Annotated in this window: 14 protein-coding genes; 5 read left to right on the forward strand and 9 right to left on the reverse strand. The window is 66.9% G+C overall.

The genetic code is table 11. From position 1 onward, the window contains the following. Positions 1-86 precede the first annotated feature (86 nt). On the forward strand, positions 87-2,717 hold the full coding sequence (locus ACI2JH_RS14310) for a TonB-dependent receptor (RefSeq protein ID WP_182657315.1): 2,631 nt from the start codon (positions 87-89) through the stop codon (positions 2,715-2,717). A gap of 121 nt (positions 2,718-2,838) precedes the next feature. Then, the gene (locus ACI2JH_RS14315; RefSeq protein ID WP_404736539.1) at positions 2,839-5,163 is read left to right on the forward strand and encodes a beta-N-acetylhexosaminidase; all 2,325 of its coding nucleotides are present in this window, start codon (positions 2,839-2,841) and stop codon (positions 5,161-5,163) included. A 96-nt stretch (positions 5,164-5,259) separates the two neighbouring features. Here ACI2JH_RS14315 and ACI2JH_RS14320 read toward each other — a convergent pair whose 3' ends face one another. Further along, positions 5,260-5,646, reverse strand: coding sequence for a VanZ family protein (locus ACI2JH_RS14320; protein ID WP_182657317.1), 387 nt, complete (start codon positions 5,644-5,646; stop codon positions 5,260-5,262). Beyond that, positions 5,643-6,827 carry a class I SAM-dependent methyltransferase gene (locus ACI2JH_RS14325; protein WP_182657318.1) on the reverse strand — a complete coding sequence of 395 codons (1,185 nt, stop codon included), beginning with the start codon at positions 6,825-6,827 and terminating at the stop codon, positions 5,643-5,645. Before ACI2JH_RS14325 ends, ACI2JH_RS14320 begins: the two co-directional genes overlap by 4 nt. A gap of 57 nt (positions 6,828-6,884) precedes the next feature. Between ACI2JH_RS14325 and ACI2JH_RS14330 the strand changes: the two genes are divergently transcribed. Continuing rightward, complete coding sequence (locus tag ACI2JH_RS14330; RefSeq protein WP_101099032.1) at positions 6,885-7,622, forward strand: pteridine reductase; 738 nt, start codon at positions 6,885-6,887, stop codon at positions 7,620-7,622. Between the two features lie 129 nt (positions 7,623-7,751). Here ACI2JH_RS14330 and folK read toward each other — a convergent pair whose 3' ends face one another. Continuing rightward, complete coding sequence (gene folK, locus ACI2JH_RS14335; protein WP_404736540.1) at positions 7,752-8,252, reverse strand: 2-amino-4-hydroxy-6-hydroxymethyldihydropteridine diphosphokinase; 501 nt, start codon at positions 8,250-8,252, stop codon at positions 7,752-7,754. Positions 8,253-8,340: 88 nt separating this feature from the next. On the opposite strand from folK, the gene ACI2JH_RS14340 reads away from it, so the two are divergent. Further along, positions 8,341-9,081, forward strand: a complete 741-nt coding sequence (locus tag ACI2JH_RS14340) for a 20S proteasome subunit A/B (RefSeq protein WP_404736541.1) — start codon at positions 8,341-8,343, stop codon at positions 9,079-9,081. A 152-nt stretch (positions 9,082-9,233) separates the two neighbouring features. Here ACI2JH_RS14340 and ACI2JH_RS14345 read toward each other — a convergent pair whose 3' ends face one another. Then, on the reverse strand, positions 9,234-10,748 hold the full coding sequence (locus ACI2JH_RS14345; protein WP_101098926.1) for an ATP-binding protein: 1,515 nt from the start codon (positions 10,746-10,748) through the stop codon (positions 9,234-9,236). A gap of 529 nt (positions 10,749-11,277) precedes the next feature. Next, entirely contained in the window at positions 11,278-11,658 is a 381-nt protein-coding gene (locus ACI2JH_RS14350) for a BON domain-containing protein (RefSeq protein ID WP_042614161.1), read from the reverse strand. Between the two features lie 171 nt (positions 11,659-11,829). On the opposite strand from ACI2JH_RS14350, the gene ACI2JH_RS14355 reads away from it, so the two are divergent. Continuing rightward, positions 11,830-12,867: an oxidoreductase gene (locus ACI2JH_RS14355; protein ID WP_404736542.1), complete on the forward strand. Its 1,038-nt coding sequence runs from the start codon at positions 11,830-11,832 to the stop codon at positions 12,865-12,867. 88 nt (positions 12,868-12,955) lie between these two features. Here the strand turns inward: ACI2JH_RS14355 and gnd are convergent, their stop codons facing one another. From gnd to ACI2JH_RS14375, 4 genes are all read right to left on the reverse strand, one after another. Then, positions 12,956-13,861 (reverse strand): phosphogluconate dehydrogenase (NAD(+)-dependent, decarboxylating), encoded by a 906-nt coding sequence (gene gnd, locus ACI2JH_RS14360; RefSeq protein ID WP_404736543.1) that lies wholly within the window; start codon positions 13,859-13,861, stop codon positions 12,956-12,958. Between the two features lie 5 nt (positions 13,862-13,866). Then, the gene (locus tag ACI2JH_RS14365) at positions 13,867-15,159 is read right to left on the reverse strand and encodes a hypothetical protein (RefSeq protein ID WP_404736544.1); all 1,293 of its coding nucleotides are present in this window, start codon (positions 15,157-15,159) and stop codon (positions 13,867-13,869) included. Between the two features lie 2 nt (positions 15,160-15,161). Continuing rightward, the gene (locus ACI2JH_RS14370; RefSeq protein ID WP_404736545.1) at positions 15,162-15,767 is read right to left on the reverse strand and encodes a DUF2242 domain-containing protein; all 606 of its coding nucleotides are present in this window, start codon (positions 15,765-15,767) and stop codon (positions 15,162-15,164) included. Between the two features lie 120 nt (positions 15,768-15,887). Then, complete coding sequence (locus ACI2JH_RS14375; protein WP_404736546.1) at positions 15,888-18,065, reverse strand: carboxy terminal-processing peptidase; 2,178 nt, start codon at positions 18,063-18,065, stop codon at positions 15,888-15,890. Between the last annotated feature and the right edge of the window lie 104 nt (positions 18,066-18,169).

An 18,169-nucleotide genomic window follows, 5' to 3' on the forward strand; every position in this document is an offset into this window, starting at 1 on the left:
CCCGACCCGCCGGCCGCGGCGAGGTCGTACGACAGCAACAACCACGCGCCGACGCGGCGAAACTTCGTGTGATGAGGAGAGACATCATGAACACCCGCAAGTCCGTACTTTCGGCCGCCATCGTCGGCTGCCTGGCCTTCAGTGCCCACGCCCAGCAGACCCAGACACCGCAGGACCTGGACACGATCACCGTGGTCGGCATCCGCGCCAGCCTGGAAAAGTCGCTGGATACCAAGCGCAACAACGTTGGTGTGTCCGAAGCGATCACCGCCGAGGACATCGGCAAGTTCCCCAGCACCAATGTCGCCGAAGCGCTGTCGCAGATTCCCGGCGTCACCCTGGACCGCCGCTTCGGCCAAGGCGAGCGGGTCAGCATCGACGGCACCGATCCCAGCCTCAACCTGTCCTTCCTGGATGGCCACCCGGTCGCGCAGGCCATCTGGCTGTATGGCGAGCAGCCCAACCGCGGCTTCGACTACACCCTGCTGTCTCCGCAGATCCTCGGCCGCGCAGAGATCATCAAGTCTTCCGAAGCACGCCTGACCGAAGGCAGCCTCGGCGGCACCGTGCTGATGCACACCCGCCAGCCGCTGGACCTGAAGAAAAACGAAGTGGCCGCCTCTGTAGGCTACAGCTACAGCCAGCAGGCCAGCGAAGGCAAGCCGAACGCTTCGGCGCTGTACAGCTGGAAGAACGACGACGAAACGTTCGGCATCGCCGTTTCCGCGCAGCATTACGAAGAAGCGATCGACCGCCAGGGCATCGAAGTGTTCGGCTACGCCAAGGCCAGCAGTTTCACCAACGCAACGGGCGTGGCCGGCGATGTCGACGTGCCGAACTCGATCAATGCGGCCTGGTTCCAGCAGGAGCGCAAGCGCGACAGCGCCGTGGTCAACCTGCAGTTCAAGCCGAACGAAGACCTCGAGTTCAACCTCAGTGGCCTGTACATCAAGGAAAACTTCGACAACTACAACCAGTCGATGTACTCCTTCCTGACCTGGAACGACGGCACCCGCAACGCCATCGACCAGCTCGGCGGCGTGCGCAACGGCGTGGCCACCAGCGGCCACTCCAATGCCAATGCCGATGCCACCAGCGGCACCGTCATCTATGACAACAACGTGCGCGAATCCGAAGTCACCACCAAGGGCCTGGATCTGCGTGGCGCCTGGAAGGGCGAAGGCTGGGGCGTCAACGGCCAGGTCGGCCAGAGCAAGTCGGAAAACAAGAACCTGGCGCAGTACTTCATCGAACCGGTCTACAACGGCGCCTACAGCTGGAGCGTCGACGATGGCCTGACCTTCGACGACCCGGCCGGCGCGCGTGATCCGGCCAACTGGGGCGCCCCGGGCGGCTGGCTCGGCAACAACGGCATCTTCGCCACCGACAGCAAGGACACCTACGCGCAGCTGGACTTCAACGTGCAGTTCGACAGCGTGTTCAACCAGCTGCAGTTCGGCGTGCGCCACGGCAAGCACGAAGAAAACTTCGAGCTCAACGTGTACGGCGGCGTGCGTACCGGCACCCTGGCCGACGTCGGCACCATCGGCCTGACCGACGGCATCCAGGGCTTCGGTGACGACCAGTCCCGCCACATCCAGGTGGGCCGGGACAACGTGCTGGCCTGGGTCAAGGGCAGCCCGCTGGACTTCGCCAACCCGGATCCGTCCAGCTACCTCAACAACAGCTGGGCGCTGGAGCAGACCAACAACGCCGCCTATGCGCAGTTGAACTTCTCCAACGGCCCGCTGCGCGGTAACGTCGGCGTGCGCTACGTCGACTCCAAGACCGACGGCAGCGGCTTCGTCTACGGCGGCACGCCGACCCTGACCGACCTGGACAGCAAGTGGCAGACCCGGAGCAAGAAGGAAGACTTCGTGCTGCCCTCGGTGAGCCTGGCCTGGGACACCGACAGCGACTGGGTGTTCCGTTTCTCCGGTGCGAAGGTGATCGCCTGGGCGCCGTACAACCAGATGGTCAACAACACCTTCCTCAACGATACCCAGCTGACCGGCTCGGGCGGCAACGCCGACCTGTCGCCGTATGAGTCGTGGAACTTCAACGCGTCGGCCGAGTACTACTTCGCGCCGCAGGCGGTGGTGGCGTGGTCGATCTTCTACAAGAAGATCGAGAACTACATCGACACCTCGGCCACCATCGAGCGCCAGTACAACTCGATCCGCGATACCTCCCCGCTGACCTGGGACAGCATCGTCGGCACCAACGGCTGCACCGCCGATGGTTACTGCGACTACAGCATCCAGCGTCCGCGCAATGCCGGCAGCGGCCACGTCAAGGGCTTCAACCTGAGCTTCCAGCAGCCCTTCGGCGAGAGCGGCTTCGGTCTGACCGGCAACTACACCTACGCCAACGGCGAGAACAACACCGGTGATCCGCTGCCCTACCAGTCGCGCAATGCCGTGGCCTTCAGCCCGTACTACGAAAAGGGCCCGCTGAATGCCCGCCTGACCTACAACTGGCGTGACAGCTACCTGGCCGGCGGCTATGTGGCCGGTGCCGCGCCGGCAAGCGTGGACGACTACGCCGAACTGGGCGCCAGCATCGGTTACACCTTCAACGAGAACTGGTCGCTCAACATCGACGCACAGAACCTGCTGGACGAGACCTACTTCCAGTATCTGGGCGACAAGGAGCACCTGGCCGGCAAGTACAAGAGTGGCCGCCGCTACATGGCCACGGTGCACTTCAAGTTCTAAGCTGCAGCTGGCAATGTCCCATCGCAACGGGCCCGGTCATCCGGGCCCGTTGCATGATGGGGACGGTAAAACGGGAGGCACCGGCCAAACGTCGGCGCCCCGCCACCACAGGAGTCACCTGATGCGCTTCACCTCCCTGGCCCCGCTGCTGCTGTGCCTGGCCATCGCGCCGCTGGCGCGCGCCGCCGATGCACCGGCCATCGACAACGCCCCCGGCCCGTTGCTGCGCGACGGCAGCCTGCCGCTCATTCCCGCACCGGCCCACGTGGAACGCCTCGATGGCGCGCCCTTCAAGGTGGAAGCCAGCACCCCGGTCTGGGCGCGCGGCGACACGGCCACGCGCGTGGCACGCCAGTTCAGCACGCTGTTGCGCGACAGCGGCGGCCCCACCCTGCCGGTCAAGAACGGGAACGGCAAGAACGGCGTCAACTTCGTGCTCGACACCGCGCTGAAGACCGGCGCCGAAGGCTACCAACTGCGCTCCAACGGCGACGGTGTGACCGTTGCCGCAGCTACCGAAGCCGGCCTGTTCTACGGGGCGGCGACGTTGTCGCAACTGTTCACCAGCAACACCGACGGTGCCCTGCAGGCCCTACGCATCGACGATGCCCCGCGCTTCAGCTGGCGCGGCCTGATGTTGGATTCGGCGCGGCACTTCCAGAGCCTGGACGAGATCAAGCAGGTGCTCGATGCGATGGCCGCGCACAAGCTCAATACTTTCCACTGGCATCTCACCGATGACCAGGGCTGGCGCATGGAGATCAAGCGCTACCCGAAACTGACCGAGGTCGGCAGCTGCCGCATCCCGGCCGGTGACGGAGGCCGCGATCCGGCCACCGGTGCACCGCGTCCGTATTGCGGCTTCTATACCCAGCAGCAGATCCGCGAGGTCATCGCTTACGCCGCCGCGCTGCATATCCAGGTGATCCCGGAGATCGACGTGCCGGGCCACGCGACCGCCGCCATTGCCGCCTACCCGGAGCTGGGCGTACTGGATACGCCGTTGCAACCGCTGAGCGAATGGGGCGTGTTCCCCAATCTGTTCAATACCGAGGAAAGCACGTTCACCTTCCTGGAAAACGTGCTGGAAGAAGTCATCGCCCTGTTCCCGTCGAGCTACGTGCACGTGGGCGGCGATGAAGCGGTGAAGGACCAGTGGATCGCCTCGGCGCGTGTGCAGCAGCGCATGCGCGAACTGGGCGCCAGCGATGAAATGCAGATGCAGAGCCATCTCATCAAGCGGCTGGAAACCTTCCTGGAACAGCACGACCGGCGCCTGATCGGCTGGGATGAAATCCTCGAAGGCGGCCTGCCGCCGCAGGCCACGGTGATGTCCTGGCGCGGTACCGAGGGTGGCCTGAAGGCGGCCAGCGAAGGCCACGACGTGGTGATGTCGCCGGTCACCGACATGTACATGGATTACCTGCAGACCTCATCGCCGAACGAGCCGCCGGGCCGCCCGTTGCTCACCACGCTGGCCCGCACCTACGCCTTCGAGCCGGTGCCGGCCACGCTGGCGGCGGACAAAAAGCACCACATCCTCGGCCTGCAGGCCAACATGTTCACCGAACATACGCGCAGCTACGCCCGCCTGCAGCACAACCTGTTCCCGCGCCTGGCCGCAGTGGCCGAAACCGGCTGGAGCCCGGTGCAGCAGCGTGATTTCCGCGACTTCCTGGCCCGCCTGCCTGCGCAGCTGCAGCGCTACCGCGCATGGGGGCTTGCGTATGCGCAGACCCCGTTCGAGGTAGCCGTCGAGCATCAGGACGACCGGCGCGCCGGCAGCGTGCGGGTCAGCCTGGCCAACCCGCTGGGCTACGAAGTGCGTTATCGCACCGATGGCCTGCCGGTGACCGCAGACTCGACGCTGTACAAGACGCCGCTGCAGGCCACGGTGCCGGTGACCGTGCACGCTGCCGCGTTCTTCAACGGCAAGCCGTTGGCTGCCGCACCCAGCGTGGCCGCGTTCACTGCGCAGTCGCTGCTGACCCGCCGCGACGACGAACTGCTGACCTGCCCCGGCCCGGGCCAGCTGCTGCTGCGACTGGAAGATGACGGCCCGGCTGATGGTGCGCGTGCGGTGTTCAACGTCAACATCTTCAACCCGTGCTGGCGCTGGGCCGATGCCGATCTCACCGGCATCCGCACGCTGAAGGTCCGTGCTGGCCGCATTCCCTACTACTTCCAGCTGGCCCACGACGAACCGCAGCGCAAGTTCGAAGCGGCCAGGCGGGCACACGGTGAAATGAAGGTCCGCCGCGGCGACTGCACCGGCCCGGCATTGGCCGAAGTGCCGTTGCCCGCCCAGGTGGGTGCCGATGGATTCGTCACCCTGGAAGCGGCATTGCCCAAGCAGGCGGCCGGCAAGGGCGACCTGTGCATCAGCTTCACCGGTGACACCCGTCCGGCGATGTGGGTGCTGGATGAAGTGACCCTGGCCCGGTAGCGCCGCGGACCCGGTAGCGCCGAGCCATGCTCGGCGAACGCAGCGGCGCTTCAGGCAGCCCGCCGAGCATGGCTCGGCGCTACCACCCGTCCGGCATCAGCCGCGCAGGCGCAACAACAGGTCCCGCCACGGCGTCAGCGCCGTGGCGAGGCCGACCACGACGCCGATGGTATTGGCCAGCGCATCGGCCGGATCGGCCATGCGGGTTTCGGTCAGCGCGCCCTGCGCGATCTCGATACCGACTCCCATCAGCACCAGGCCCGCGGCCACCCACAGCAGCGCGCGCCCGCGCTGGAACACCTGTACGGCACTGCCCCCCAGCAGGAAGTACGCGAGGAAATGCTCTACCTTGTCACTGCCCTGCGGCAGCGCCAGCGGCGGCGGCGGGATCAGGCAGACCACGATCACCGTCACCACCGCGGCCAGCCACACGCACAGCCAGAACCGCCGATGGCGCAGTGGCTTGAGCCACTTGCCGCTCACAGCCGCCAGCTCAGGTCACCGAGTTCGAAGGACGGTTCGAAATCCACGTCGCGCTGCAGGCCGATCACCTGGAAGCGCTCGCCCATGCCACTGGGCAGGGTGAGCTTTTTCACCTCCTCACGCAGCTGCACGCGACCTACGTCGTCGGTGCGCTCATCGGCCAGCGCAAGCACCTGGTCCAGCCCGTTACCGAGCAGGAAACTGGCCTGGCTGCAGTAACCGGCCAGGTCGAAGCCGGCATGCAGGCCCGCTTCGGCCATGGCAGTGAAGTCCACCGAGGCGGTGATGTCCTGCAGGCCCGGCCACAGGTACACCTCGTTGTGTACGTGGTGGCGATAGAACGCACGCACGGTACCGTCATCGCGCTCCGGCAGGTAGTACTCGCCGCGGCTGTAACCGTAGTCCACGAACAGCATCGCGCCGCGTTTCAGTCCGCCGGCCACCGCCTGCAGCCAATAGGGAAGCTGCGGCAGCAGTTCGGACCGGTAACCATCGGCGAACGGCTTGTCCAGGTAACGCTCCAGGTGCCGTACCGCGCCGTTGAGCAGCATGTCCGCTGGTGCCGTGGCGCGCACGAACTGGTCCTCGGCGTCCAGCGCCACGGTTTCCTCGTACACCTCACCGGCGTTGATCACGAAGCGCGGCGTAGGCAGTGCATCGATCACCTCGTTGGCGAACACCACGCCTTCCCAGTCATCGTCGAACGGCCGGTCCAGCCATTCCACGCGCCCGCCGATCTCCGCCGGCAGGTTCTGCTGCAACCGCTCGCGCTGGCGCTGGCGCAGGTCGGCGCTGGGCTCGAGGATCGCATAGCGCGCCGGCAGCGCCTGCAGTTCCGCCAGCCGCAGCAGCAGCGCTTCGGCGAAGGCACCGGTACCCCCCCCGAGTTCAAGCAGGCGGGCCTGCGGTCCCAGCTGGCCGAACACCGGGGCCAGCGCATTTGCGACCGTGGCGGCGAACAGTCCGCCCATTTCAGGCGCGGTGGTGAAATCGCCGCTGGCGCCGAACTTGCTGGCGCCGGCGCTGTAATACCCCCAACCGGGTGTGTACAGGCACAGCTCCATGAAGCGCGAGAACGGGATCGCACCGCCCTGCGTACGGATTTCATCGCGCAGGGCGGCCGCCAGCTGTTCGCTATGGGCCAGGGCGTCGGTATCGGGCAGCGGAAGGGTGGACTGCATGGCGTCTTCAAATGCGGTGACAATGGTGCACAGGATAGCCGAGCCATGGAGTACCCGATGACCCCTACCGCCCCCGTGGCCCTGATCACCGGCAGCGCGCGCCGCATCGGTGCGGCCATTGCCGGTCATCTGCACCAGGCTGGCTACAACATCGTGCTGCACGCCAACCGCTCCAGCGACGAGCTGCAGCAGGCCGCTTTCGCGTTTGAACTGGCCCGGCCGGGCAGCGTGCTGGCGCTGCAGGCCGACCTGCGCCAGGCTGATGCCCTGGCCGACCTGGTCGAACAGGCAGCGGCCCATTTCGGCAGGCTGGATGCGCTGGTCAACAATGCCTCCAACTTCTTCGCTACCCCGCTTGGGCAGATCACCGCCGAAGCCATCGATGACCTGTACGCAGTGAACGCCCGGGCGCCGCTGCTGCTGGGGCAGGCCGCCGCGCCCCACCTGCGTCGCAGCCACGGCAGCATCGTCAACCTCACCGACCTGCACGGCAGCCAGCCCATGCGCGACCATCCCGCCTACTGCATGGCCAAGGCCGCGCTGGAGATGGTCACCCGCTCACTGGCGCTGGAGCTGGCGCCCAAGGTCCGGGTGAACGCGGTGGCCCCCGGCGCCATCCTGTGGCCGGAAAGCGGCAAGGATGATTTTGCCCGCGAGGCGCTGCTGGCGCGCACCCCGCTGGCGCGCATCGGCACGGTGGAAGAGATCGCCGAAGCGGTGCGCTGGCTGATCGCCGATGCCGGCTTCGTCACCGGCCATACGCTGCGGCTGGATGGCGGGCGCACGCTGTCCTGAGCCGCCGGCTTCGGTCGTGACGACTGCGGTGGCTGACCACTGGGGTGGGTGACGACTGCGGTGGGTGACGACCGCGGTGGGTGACGACCGTTGGTCGTCACCGCCTTTGCCGCTGCGCTCGCCGCTGCATCAGCCCTCTTTGTCCGGACCCAGTTCCACCACTTCGAAGGCGTCGCCGAACTGGCGGTGGGCCCGCCACAGCGCCGCCAGGGTCAGCCCGCTGACCGGATCGACGAAGTCCGGTGCGATGTCGGCCAACGGCTTGATCACGAACGCATGCTTCAATTCCGGACGGGGAATGCGCAGGTGCCCCGGTCCTTCCACGATCAGATCGCCGTAGAACACCACGTCGATGTCCAGGGTCCGGTCGGAAAAGCGCGGCCCGCTGCGATCACGCCCGTGCCGGTCTTCCAGCGCATGCGCCCACGCGTCCAGCGTGTCCAGGTCCAGATCGGTTTCGATGGCCACCGCATTGTTGAGGAACGCCGGGCCGTCAAAGCCCACCGCCGCGGTGCGGTAGGCCGGAGATATGGCGATGGCGCCAAAACGTTCCGCCAAGGCGGCCACGGCGGCATGCAGGTGACGGCGGGGCTGGACATTGCTGCCCAGGCTGAGGAGCACGGTGGTCATGCAGGTCATCGGGAGACAAGGGGGGGAGGTAATGTCTTCATCACGGCATCACCCGTACCATTGGACCGCACTTGATGGGACGATGCCAATGACTTATTGCGTCGGAATCGACGTGGACGAGGGGCTGGTCTTTGCGGCCGACACCCGCACCAATGCGTCGGTGGACGATGTACGCGTCCATCGCAAGCTGCATGTCTTCGAATACCCCGGCCAGGCGGTGTTCGTGCTGATGGCCAGCGGCAACCTGGCCACCACCCAGCTGCTGGTTTCGCGTCTGCAGCGCGACGTGGAAGAGCAGCGCACGCCGAACCTGCGCGGCCTGCGCCACCTGTTCGAGGTGGCCGAGTATGTCGGCGCGCTGCTGGTCGACAGCCAGGTCAAATGCCGCGACGTGGAACACGGCCACGATGGGGTGAACACCCAGGCGACCTTGATCCTCGGCGGGCAGATCGCCGGCGAGCGGCCTGGCCTCTATATGGTCTATCCCCTTGGCAATGCCATCTCCGCCTCGCCCGAAACGCCGTACCTGCAGATCGGTGAATCCAAGTACGGCAAGCCGATCCTGGACCGCATCATCCGGCCGCGCACGCGACTGGACGATGCGGCGCGCACCGCGGTGGTGTCACTGGATTCCACCATCCGCTCGAACCTGTCGGTGGGCCTGCCGCTGGACCTCGCGCTGGTGCGCCGCGATGAACTGCGGATCGGCGGACAGCTGCGCCTGAGCGGCGATTCGCCGTTGTATGCCGATATCCACCGCAACTGGGCGCATCGGCTGGAACAGGCAGTGGCCGCGCTTCCGCGCTTCGCGTGGGAACAGCAGGCGTGATGCCAGGCCAGCGCCGCGCCATGCCCGGCGAGCGCGAAGGCGTGACGACCAACGGTCGTCACCCACCCGTAGCAGGAAGCGGTCGTCACCCACTCGTGGCAGGAAACCGTCGTCACCCACCTGCAGACGGGGCAGACGGCCAGCGGCCGTCACTACCGGTGCGAGCGCAGCGCCTTGGCCACGGAACCGAACACCTGCTGCATCTCCAGCGGCTTGCGTAGCGCGTGCAGCGTAATCCCCGGTGGCGCGACAACCGGCGACACGCAGGCCTCATCGCGCAGCAGCAGTGCCGCGCCGCGGTACCCGCGTGCCGAGAGCTCCGACAACAGCGCGCTGGCGCTCAGCAACTGGGCGCCACCATCGAGAATGATCAGCGCCGGCATGGCATCGGGCCTCAACGCGCGCAACGCCGCTGCGCCGTCGGATGCCAGTTGCAGCTCATACCCTTGGCTGGACAAGGCGTTACCCAGCAGCGACAGGCGGGTTGCCTCGGCATCCACGATCAGGATGGACTGCCCCGTGCCGGCGGCCTGTGGGGTGCTGGGCGGCACCGGCAGCCCGCCCTGCTCGCTGACCGGCAGGTGCAGATCGAAACGCGTCCCCTTGCCCACGGCGCTGGTCACCACGATGCGTCCGCCGCAGCTTTCCACGATCCGTTTGCAGGACACCAGGCCCAGGCCGGTGCCGTCCGGCTTGGTGGTGAAGAAGGGACTGAACAGCCGTTCCAGCGTTTGGGCATCCATGCCGATGCCTTCGTCGATCACCGAAATGACCAGCCACTGCCGTCCCTCGCGGCTGCCGTCCGGGCCCACCCGCAGGGTGAGCCTGCCACCATCGGGCATCGCCTGCAGGGCATTGAGCGCAAGGTTGAGCAGCACCTGTTGCAGCTCGGTGTAATTGCCGTCCACCGCTGGCGCGCCATCCGCCGCCTCCACCTGCAGCTCGACATCGCTGGGCAGGGTGCCGCGCAACAGCAACTGCACCGCCTCGAACAGATGGTGCACCGGGACCCGCTCGCTCGGCTTGCGCGAGCCGCGCACGAAGGACAGCATCGACTCCGCCATCTCATGCCCGCGCCGCCCGCATTCGGCGATGACCTCGGCCATGTGCAGCAGTTGCGGATCCTGCGTCCGGGCTTTCAGCAACTCCGGCACGATCAGCAGAGGCTGCAGGATATTGCGCAGGTCGTGGCTGAGTCCGGCCGCGAGCAGCGACAGGCTTTCCAGCCGCTGCGCGCGCATCAGCTCCCCCTCCACCCGCTGCCGTTCGCCCGTCGCACGCGCATCGCGCACGGCACGGGCGACCGCCGAAGGCAGCCGCGCGGGCTGGTGTTTGAGGATGTAATCACTTGCGCCGCGTTGCAGCGCGGCCACCGCCGCGTCTTCGCCAAGCGTGCTGGACAGGAACAGGAACGGCAGGTCCGGTTGCGCCAGGCGCACGATGTCCAAGGCCTGGAAGCCCGAAAAAGCAGCCATGTTCAACTCGGCCAGCACCACGTCCGGCTGGAAGGACTGCAGCGCAGCCAGCAGCTGGCCTTCTTCGTCCACCCGCTGGAAACTGGCGCGCATGCCTGCAGCGAGGATCTGCGCGATGACGCGCTCGGCATCGTCGGGCATGTCCTCGACCAGCAGGATACGCAGATCGTCCACCTCAGTTTTCACTGGCATGGTCTCACCCTGGCCATCCACATTGCCGATCCCCCAGCAGACTCCAGAACGCCGCCCCCCGCGCCGCGCGACCATGGGGGCCGCGAAGGGCGCGTGAAGCCACTATAGTCCAGCGGGGGTGTGTCCGGCCATGGGGTAGCTGCGTCAACCCAATGCCCGGCGCAGGATCCTGTCCACGGCCGTCCCGGCGACCGCTTTTTCCGCTCCTGCCGCCGGTGTATCCGGATCGCCCGAAGGTGACAGGGCCAGAAAGACGGGCTTGCCGAACGTCCCGTACATCACCGTACCCACGCTGCATCAACTGGCGGACGCGGGGGCCTGGCGCGTACGCACAGGAAGCGCGGCGCCGTCGTCATGGTGGCTTGGGAGGGCGGCAGCGCGGCCACGTCCATCGCGTGCATCATCACGTCAGTCCTTGAAGGTCAGCAGCGGACGATTGCACCAGCTCGATGCCGCCCAGGCCAGAGCCAGACACGGCAAAGGCGCCCACCTGGAGCGCCTCCGCCACTACCTCTACTGGACTGCCGACTTACTTCGTCGAGGCGGTGCCAGCGACCTTCAGCTGGCTGGAATCAACGCGGGTAACGCCCTTGATCCCCTTCGCCGTGTTGACTGCCTTGTCATGCTCGGCCTTGTTGGCCACGTTGCCCTGCAGGGTCACCACGCCGTTGACGGTGGTCACGCTGATATCGGTGGCCGGCACATTGCTGCTGACGGCCAGGTCACCCTTGACCTTGGTGGTGATCCACGTATCGGTCACCGGCTCGTTGGAGTCGTGGTTCGCCGCATGGGTCCGGTCCTGGGCCATCGTGCCGCCCTTCTTCGCCGGATCGTTCGCCATCGCCAGCGGTGCAGCCAGCAGCATGCCCAGGCCAATGGTCGCGGTAAGCAGCTTGGAATTCGTCTTCATCGTACGGTCCTCCTCGTTGGTGGATGGAGTGTCCCGTAACCGGCGTCCAGTTCGCGTGCCGGTACTGTCATGCCGGGGTGAACCAAGATGCGGGATGCGACATCCATTCATGTTTTGCACCGCGTGGACGAGCCGCTAGGCTGGTCATCCCCACCCAACGCGGAGCGCGCCATGCCTGTCGACCTGCAGCTTGCACTGATCGGCTACGGCCTCGCCGGGCGGGTTTTCCACGCGCCGTTGATCCAGCACACGCCGGGCCTTTTCCTGCACAGCGTGGTCAGCTCGCGTCGTGATGAACTGCGCCGCCACTTCACCGACGTGCACGTGCGCGCCGCACCCGCTGAGGTGTTGGAAGACCCCGCGGTGGACGCGGTGATCATTGCAACGCCCAACGAACAGCACGCGCCATTGGCCATCGCCGCACTGCGCGCTGGCAAGCACGTGCTGGTGGACAAGCCCTTCGCGCTGGACACCGCGCAGGCTGAAACCGTGCTGCGCGCCGCAGAAGACAACGCACGGGTGGTGACTGTTTTCCAGAACCGGCGTTTCGATGCGGACTTCCTCACTCTGCGCCACCTGCTGGCTACCGACGTGCTGGGCGATATTGCCGAATGCCATTCCCATTTCGACCGTTTCCGCCCGCAGGTCCGCGACCGCTGGCGCGAGCGTGAGCAACCCGGTGGCGGCCTGTGGTACGACCTGGGACCCCACCTGCTTGACCAGATGCTGCAGCTGTTCGGTTGGCCGCAGGCGATCACCGCAGACCTGGATCGCCAGCGTAGCGAAGGCAGCACCGACTACCTGCATGCGGTGCTGCACTACCCCCGCATGCGCGCCATCGTGCATGCAGGTTCGCTGGTCAGCGCAGCAGCGCCGCGCTTCACCGTGCACGGCAGCAAAGGCAGCTGGATCAAGCACGGACTGGATGTGCAGGAGGCACAGCTGGCGGCAGGCAAGGCACCCGGCGCGCCGGGCTGGGGACTGGATCCGCTGCATGGCGTCCACTCGGCCTTCGACGAGGCGGGTACGTTGCAGCACACCACCGTGGACAACGTGCCCGGTGACTATCGGCGGCTGTACAGCGCCTTCGCTGCGGCGATCCGTGGCGAAGGGCCGGCCGAGGTCACCCCGGGGCAGGCGCTGCAGCTGATGCAGCTGCTGGATGCCGGCCGCCGCAGCGCGCGCGAGGGCCGCACCATCGCGCTGTGACGCCTCTGGTGTAGCGCCGAGCCATGCTCGGCGGCTTTTTTCGGTTCGCCCCGCGTCCGCCGAGCATGGCTCGGCGCTACCACAGCCATCAGGTCTTCTTGATTGCGTGCCCGCCGAATTCATTGCGCATCGCCGCCAGCAGGCGATCGCTGAAACTGTTCGACTCGCGCGAACGCAGCCGCTCCAGCAGTGCCAGCGTGATCACCGGCGCAGGCACGTCCAGCGCGATGGCTTCGGCCACGGTCCAGCGGCCCTCGCCGGAATCCTCCACGTAGGGCGCGATGCCGTCCAGCGCCGGATTGCGCTGCAGCGCCTGCGCGCTCAGGTCCAGCAACCACGAACGCACCACGCTGCCGTGGCGCCATACCTCAGCGACCTGGCCCAGGTCGAGTTCCATTTCTTCTTTCCGCTCCATCAACGCGAAGCCTTCGGCATAGGCCTGCATCATTCCGTACTCGATGCCGTTGTGGATCATCTTGGTGTAGTGCCCTGCCCCGCTCGGGCCCACCCGTGCCCAGCCGCGGTCGGCAGCCGGAGCCAACGCCTGGAACAGCGGGGCCAGCTGTTCCACGGCGGCCGCCTCGCCACCGATCATCAGGCTGTAGCCCTCCTGCAACCCCCACACGCCGCCGCTGGTGCCGCAGTCCAGATAGAAGATGTCATCGTCGGCGAGCGACCGCGCGCGGCGGATGGAATCCTGATAGTTCGAGTTGCCGCCATCGATCACCACATCGCCTTCAGCGAGATGCGGTACCAGCTGCGCCAGTGTCTGGTCGACGGTATCGCCGGCCGGCACCATCAGCCACACCACGCGCGGCACCGGCAGCGCGGCGACGGCCTCGGCCAGCGTGGCGAACACTTCCATCCCCGATTCCGCCGCCCGCGCGCGTGCCGCTTCCATCGGGTCATGGCCCACGACGCGGTGGCCGCCACGCTGCAGCCGCTGGGCCATGTTGGCGCCCATCCGGCCGAGGCCGATCATTGCGATATCCATCTGTTTCACCTTTGCGTTGAGGGACGGCGACCGGCGTCGCCGTCGGGTCCGGAATCAGAAGTCAGGCTGCCCGGCAGTCCGGTTGCCGCGCAGTGGCGCAGCTGCGCCTGCTGCCAGCGCCGGTACAGCGTGGTAGGCAGATTGTGCACCGTGAGCTCCACCGTGAACGGCGTGCGCGGGTTGCGGTCCAGCAGGCGTGCGACATGCAGGCCGATGGGCTTTATACCGCGCGGATGTACGTAGATCAGGAACTGCCGGTAGAACGGATCGTCCAGCACGGCGTCCATGCGCTCCAACAGCACCGCTTCATCATCGGTGAGCGATGCGCGCAGGGCAGGATCGCGCTCGGCCAACAAGCGTTCGAAGAAGCGTACGCCACGGCGTGGCAGCTGCCGGGACAGTTCCCAGAGTTCCCGGTTGCGCTGGTCGTACCAGCCGAACCCGCCGTGCCGCCGCAGCGCCTCGGCCGCCTCGGCGCCCACGTCCACCACGATGAAATTTTCGGCCTGGTTGTTCAGGTCGTCCAGCGTTTCCCGGCCGAGCGCGTGGGTGAGGTAACCCGGCGCACCCATGAAGGCCTGGCGGCCCATCGCCGAGGTGCGTACCGCCTTGCCGTCGGCGAACAGGTCGCCAGCGTGCGCGCCGAGCAGGATGCTGTTGGTGTCGTGCAGGCCGACGAACGTGCCGATGCCGAGCTCATCGTTGTCGAACGCCGTGTCGAACGAGGCGTCCCCGTGCAGCTCGCGCTGGGTGGCCAGTTGGGCGACCTGGCGGCCGACGCCGCATTCGCTGCGCACCTTGCCGCTGTAGAACGCCGCCAGTGCCTGGCTGTTGCTGGCCGCCGGCCGGTAACCCCGCCCCAGGCTGCGCGTACGCTGCCAGCCCTGTGCGTGCGCCCCGCGCGCGCCGAAGCCGATCCATCCCAGCTGCAGGCCTGAAAACCGATAGCCCGGATTGGTCTCCAGCGCGTGGGCCGCCCGCCGCGCTGCTTCGCCCACCCGCATCGCATAGGCGCAGACACTGGCCGGATCGTCCAGCAGCTGCTGCATGAATTCCGCGCGCTCGGCAGGCTGCCATTGGCGCGGAAGCGTGGCGCGCAGATCGCCCTGCGCGTGCGCCTGGCGTAGATCCTCGCGGGTGCAGACAGGGCCGCCGTGCACGTCGGGTGTGGTCACCGCCGCCGACTCAAATCGCCATCCCAGGCGTTCCAGCAGCCCCTGCGTGCACTCCGGCGCGGCCGACAGCGCCGTCCCCGGAAGGACCAGCAGCGCCCCCAGCAGCGCGACGCCTGCACGCATGTTCAGCGCAGCCCGTCGTCCGTGCTGTCCGTCGGCGGCGGATCCGCTGCGGGTGCCGCGGCCGCGGCCGGGGCCGGGGCCGGGGCCGGGGCCGCCGCCACCGGCAGGTACTGCTGCAACCGCTGGAAGAAGCGGCCATAGAACTCGCCGTCCTGCACCGTGCTGCTGGCGACCTTCACCAGCGAATCGTCATTGCTGCCGAACGGCAGCGACACCGAGCCCAGCGCACCCACGCCGACACTGGCGGAGGTCGGGCTCTTCTTCAACGCGTAACGGTCCTGCACCGCGCTGATGAACACCAGCGCCTGCTGGCCGCGTGGCGCACAGGAAATACGCAGCACCAGCTGTTCGTGGTCGTCATCGCGCGGCTGGAAATTCTTGCTGCCTTCCACGCCGGTCCCGTCGGCACGGGCGATCGCATAGCCCTGGCTGAGCAGGGTGCGCCGGGCGGCCTCGCAAGCCTCGGCCGGCGAACCGTCCACGGTGCGCGAGTACATGTCGCCGGAATCAAACGATTCCCGCAGCAAGGTACTGTCGGCCGCACGGCCACCACAACCGGACAGGCCGGCCATCAGCACTACGGGAGTAAGGAAGACGGCAGTCCGCATGGACGTTCCTGCAACGATTGACTCGTCGCAGCATAACGCGCGGTGCGTAAGCGGCAGGTTTACGCCCATGGCGCGCCGGCTGGCGGCGCGCCATGGGTTGGCGATGGTTCAGCGGCTGCTTCAGTCGGCCCAGCGGCCTGCGCCGGTGGACTGCGGCAGCACCTGGGCGGACAGCGGGCGGTCCTCTTCCAGCAGGTTCACCGCGTCGGCCAGGATCGCCGCCGATTCGCGCAGCAGCGGGTCCGGACGCTTTTCGGCGGCCTTCTCGCGGGCGGCATCCTTGACGATGTCGCGCTCGTTGCCGGTCAGGCCATCGTCGTTGCTATCATCGGCGAGCGGATCCAGGTCCAGGCCCAACTGCTTGCGCACGGCCTGGCGGTCGGCGCGCTGCTTGTCCTGGCGCTCACGTTCGGTGCGGCGCTCGGCCTCGTTGAGCGAGATGTACTTCTTGGCCTTCTCTTCGCGGAACTGCTGCACGTCCTCGTTCCACCACTGGAACTCCTTGTCAGCGGCAATGCGCGTGTCGTGGCGGCTTTCCAGCTTGGGCAGCAACGGGCCGAAGTTACCGTACTGGGTATGTGGCACGGCGGCGATACGGGTCCACGGCAACGCGTTGTCGTAGGTGCTTTCGCCGAACTCACTGGCGTCCACGCTGGCCGGGAAGGCCAGGTCGGGCACCACGCCCTTGTGCTGGGTGCTGCTGCCACTGACGCGGAAGAACTGCGCGATGGTCAGCTTGACCTGGCCGAAACGCTGGGCTTCGCCGCTCGGCCAGCGGTCCAGGTCGACGATGTTCTGCACGGTGCCCTTGCCGAAGGTGGTCTCACCGATCACCAGGCCACGACCGTAGTCCTGGATGGCACCGGCGAAAATCTCCGAGGCCGAGGCCGAACCGCGGTTGATCAGCACTGCCAGCGGACCATCCCACGCCACCGCTTCGCTGCGATCGCTGTTGACGGTGACGCGGCCACCGGATTCGCGCACCTGCACCACCGGGCCCTGCTCGATGAACAGCCCGGTCAGCTCGATGGCTTCATCCAGCGAACCGCCGCCGTTGTTGCGCAGGTCCAGCACCACGCCGTCCAGCTTGTCGGTCTTGAAACCGGCCAGCAGCTTGGCCACGTCGCGGGTCGCCGATGCATAGTCGGTCGCGTTGCGGCGACGGCCTTCGAAATCCTGGTAGAACGTCGGCAACTTGATCACGCCGACCTTGCGCTCCGGCGCTCCGTCCTTGGCCGGGATGGTCAAGGTCTCGCCCTTGGCCGCCTGTTCGGCCAGGCGCACTTTCTGGCGTGTCAGTACCAGGGTGTGATGCTTGCCGTCCACGCCCTCTTCGGCCGGGATGAACTCCAGCCGGACCTGGGTGTCCTTGCTGCCGCGGATCTTGGCGACCACGTCATCGATGCGCCAGCCGATCACATCTTCGATCGGACCGGAGGTGCCCTGTCCGACGCCGACGATGCGGTCACCGGGCTTGAGTTTGCCGTTCACCGCCGCCGGGCCACCGGCGATGATCTCGCGGATCACCACCATGTCGTCCTGGCGCTGCAGCTGGGCGCCGATGCCTTCCAGCGACAGCGACATCGCCTGGTTGAAGTTTTCGGCGGTGCGCGGGGTGAAATAATCGGTGTGCGGGTCAACGGCACTGGTATAGGCGTTGAGGAAGAACTGGAACACGTCTTCGCCCTTCAGCTCGTTGACCGACTTTTCCAGCGTGGCGTAGCGCTTGTCCAGCGTGGTGCGGATCTCGTCCGGCTTCTTGCCGGCGAGCTTCAGGCGCAGCCAATCGTTCTTCACCGACTTGCGCCACAGTTCATCCAGTTCGGCATCGCTGGCCGCCCACGGCACATCCTTGCGGTCGTACTCGAACTTCTCGTCGGTGCTGAAATCCGGCTCGCGCTTCAGCAGATTGCGTGCATAGCCCACCCGCTGGCCGACGCGCTGCTTGTAGACGGAAAACACCTGGAAGGCCGGCTCCAGTTCGCCGCCGCGGATGGCCGTGGCGATGCCGGCCTCGAACGGGGCGAACTTCGCCACGTCGGCCTGCGTGAAGAACTGCTTGCCGCCATCGAGGGTCTCCAGGTAGCGCTTGAAGACGTCCTTGGAGGTAGCCTCATCCAGCGCGCGCGGCCGGTAGGCATAGCGGCTGTCGGACAGCAGCCCGTAGACCAGCTTGGAGGTGGTCACCTGGTCTGCGGTGGCGGCGGCCGGCAGCGCCGGCCCGTCTGCCTGCGCCGACAGCGCCAGCGGTGCGGTGAGTGCCAGGGCAATCAGGAATGCGGGGGCTTTGAATTTCATGGAATTGCTCAGGGCACCTTGCCGAAAGGAAGACTGCGTGCATTACAGACACCACGACAGTGCCGAAAGTTGCGCGCTTTGTCACCCGCGTTCATGGAACGCGT

This window comes from Stenotrophomonas sp. NPDC078853 (assembly GCF_044901215.1).
In the GTDB taxonomy this organism is placed as follows: Bacteria; Pseudomonadota; Gammaproteobacteria; order Xanthomonadales; family Xanthomonadaceae; genus Stenotrophomonas; species Stenotrophomonas lacuserhaii.

Bases quoted from the DNA above. Each gene is read 5' to 3' on its own strand.
- folK (WP_404736540.1), bottom strand. From the start codon at position 8,252: ATGACCACCGTGCTCCTCAGCCTGGGCAGCAATGTCCAGCCCCGCCGT.
- ACI2JH_RS14340 (WP_404736541.1), top strand. From the start codon at position 8,341: ATGACTTATTGCGTCGGAATCGACGTGGACGAGGGGCTGGTCTTTGCG.
- ACI2JH_RS14345 (WP_101098926.1), bottom strand. From the start codon at position 10,748: ATGCCAGTGAAAACTGAGGTGGACGATCTGCGTATCCTGCTGGTCGAG.
- ACI2JH_RS14310 (WP_182657315.1), top strand. From the start codon at position 87: ATGAACACCCGCAAGTCCGTACTTTCGGCCGCCATCGTCGGCTGCCTG.
- ACI2JH_RS14325 (WP_182657318.1), bottom strand. From the start codon at position 6,827: ATGCAGTCCACCCTTCCGCTGCCCGATACCGACGCCCTGGCCCATAGC.
- ACI2JH_RS14370 (WP_404736545.1), bottom strand. From the start codon at position 15,767: ATGCGGACTGCCGTCTTCCTTACTCCCGTAGTGCTGATGGCCGGCCTG.
- ACI2JH_RS14355 (WP_404736542.1), top strand. From the start codon at position 11,830: ATGCCTGTCGACCTGCAGCTTGCACTGATCGGCTACGGCCTCGCCGGG.
- ACI2JH_RS14315 (WP_404736539.1), top strand. From the start codon at position 2,839: ATGCGCTTCACCTCCCTGGCCCCGCTGCTGCTGTGCCTGGCCATCGCG.
- ACI2JH_RS14330 (WP_101099032.1), top strand. From the start codon at position 6,885: ATGACCCCTACCGCCCCCGTGGCCCTGATCACCGGCAGCGCGCGCCGC.
- ACI2JH_RS14375 (WP_404736546.1), bottom strand. From the start codon at position 18,065: ATGAAATTCAAAGCCCCCGCATTCCTGATTGCCCTGGCACTCACCGCA.
- gnd (WP_404736543.1), bottom strand. From the start codon at position 13,861: ATGGATATCGCAATGATCGGCCTCGGCCGGATGGGCGCCAACATGGCC.
- ACI2JH_RS14350 (WP_042614161.1), bottom strand. From the start codon at position 11,658: ATGAAGACGAATTCCAAGCTGCTTACCGCGACCATTGGCCTGGGCATG.
- ACI2JH_RS14365 (WP_404736544.1), bottom strand. From the start codon at position 15,159: ATGCGTGCAGGCGTCGCGCTGCTGGGGGCGCTGCTGGTCCTTCCGGGG.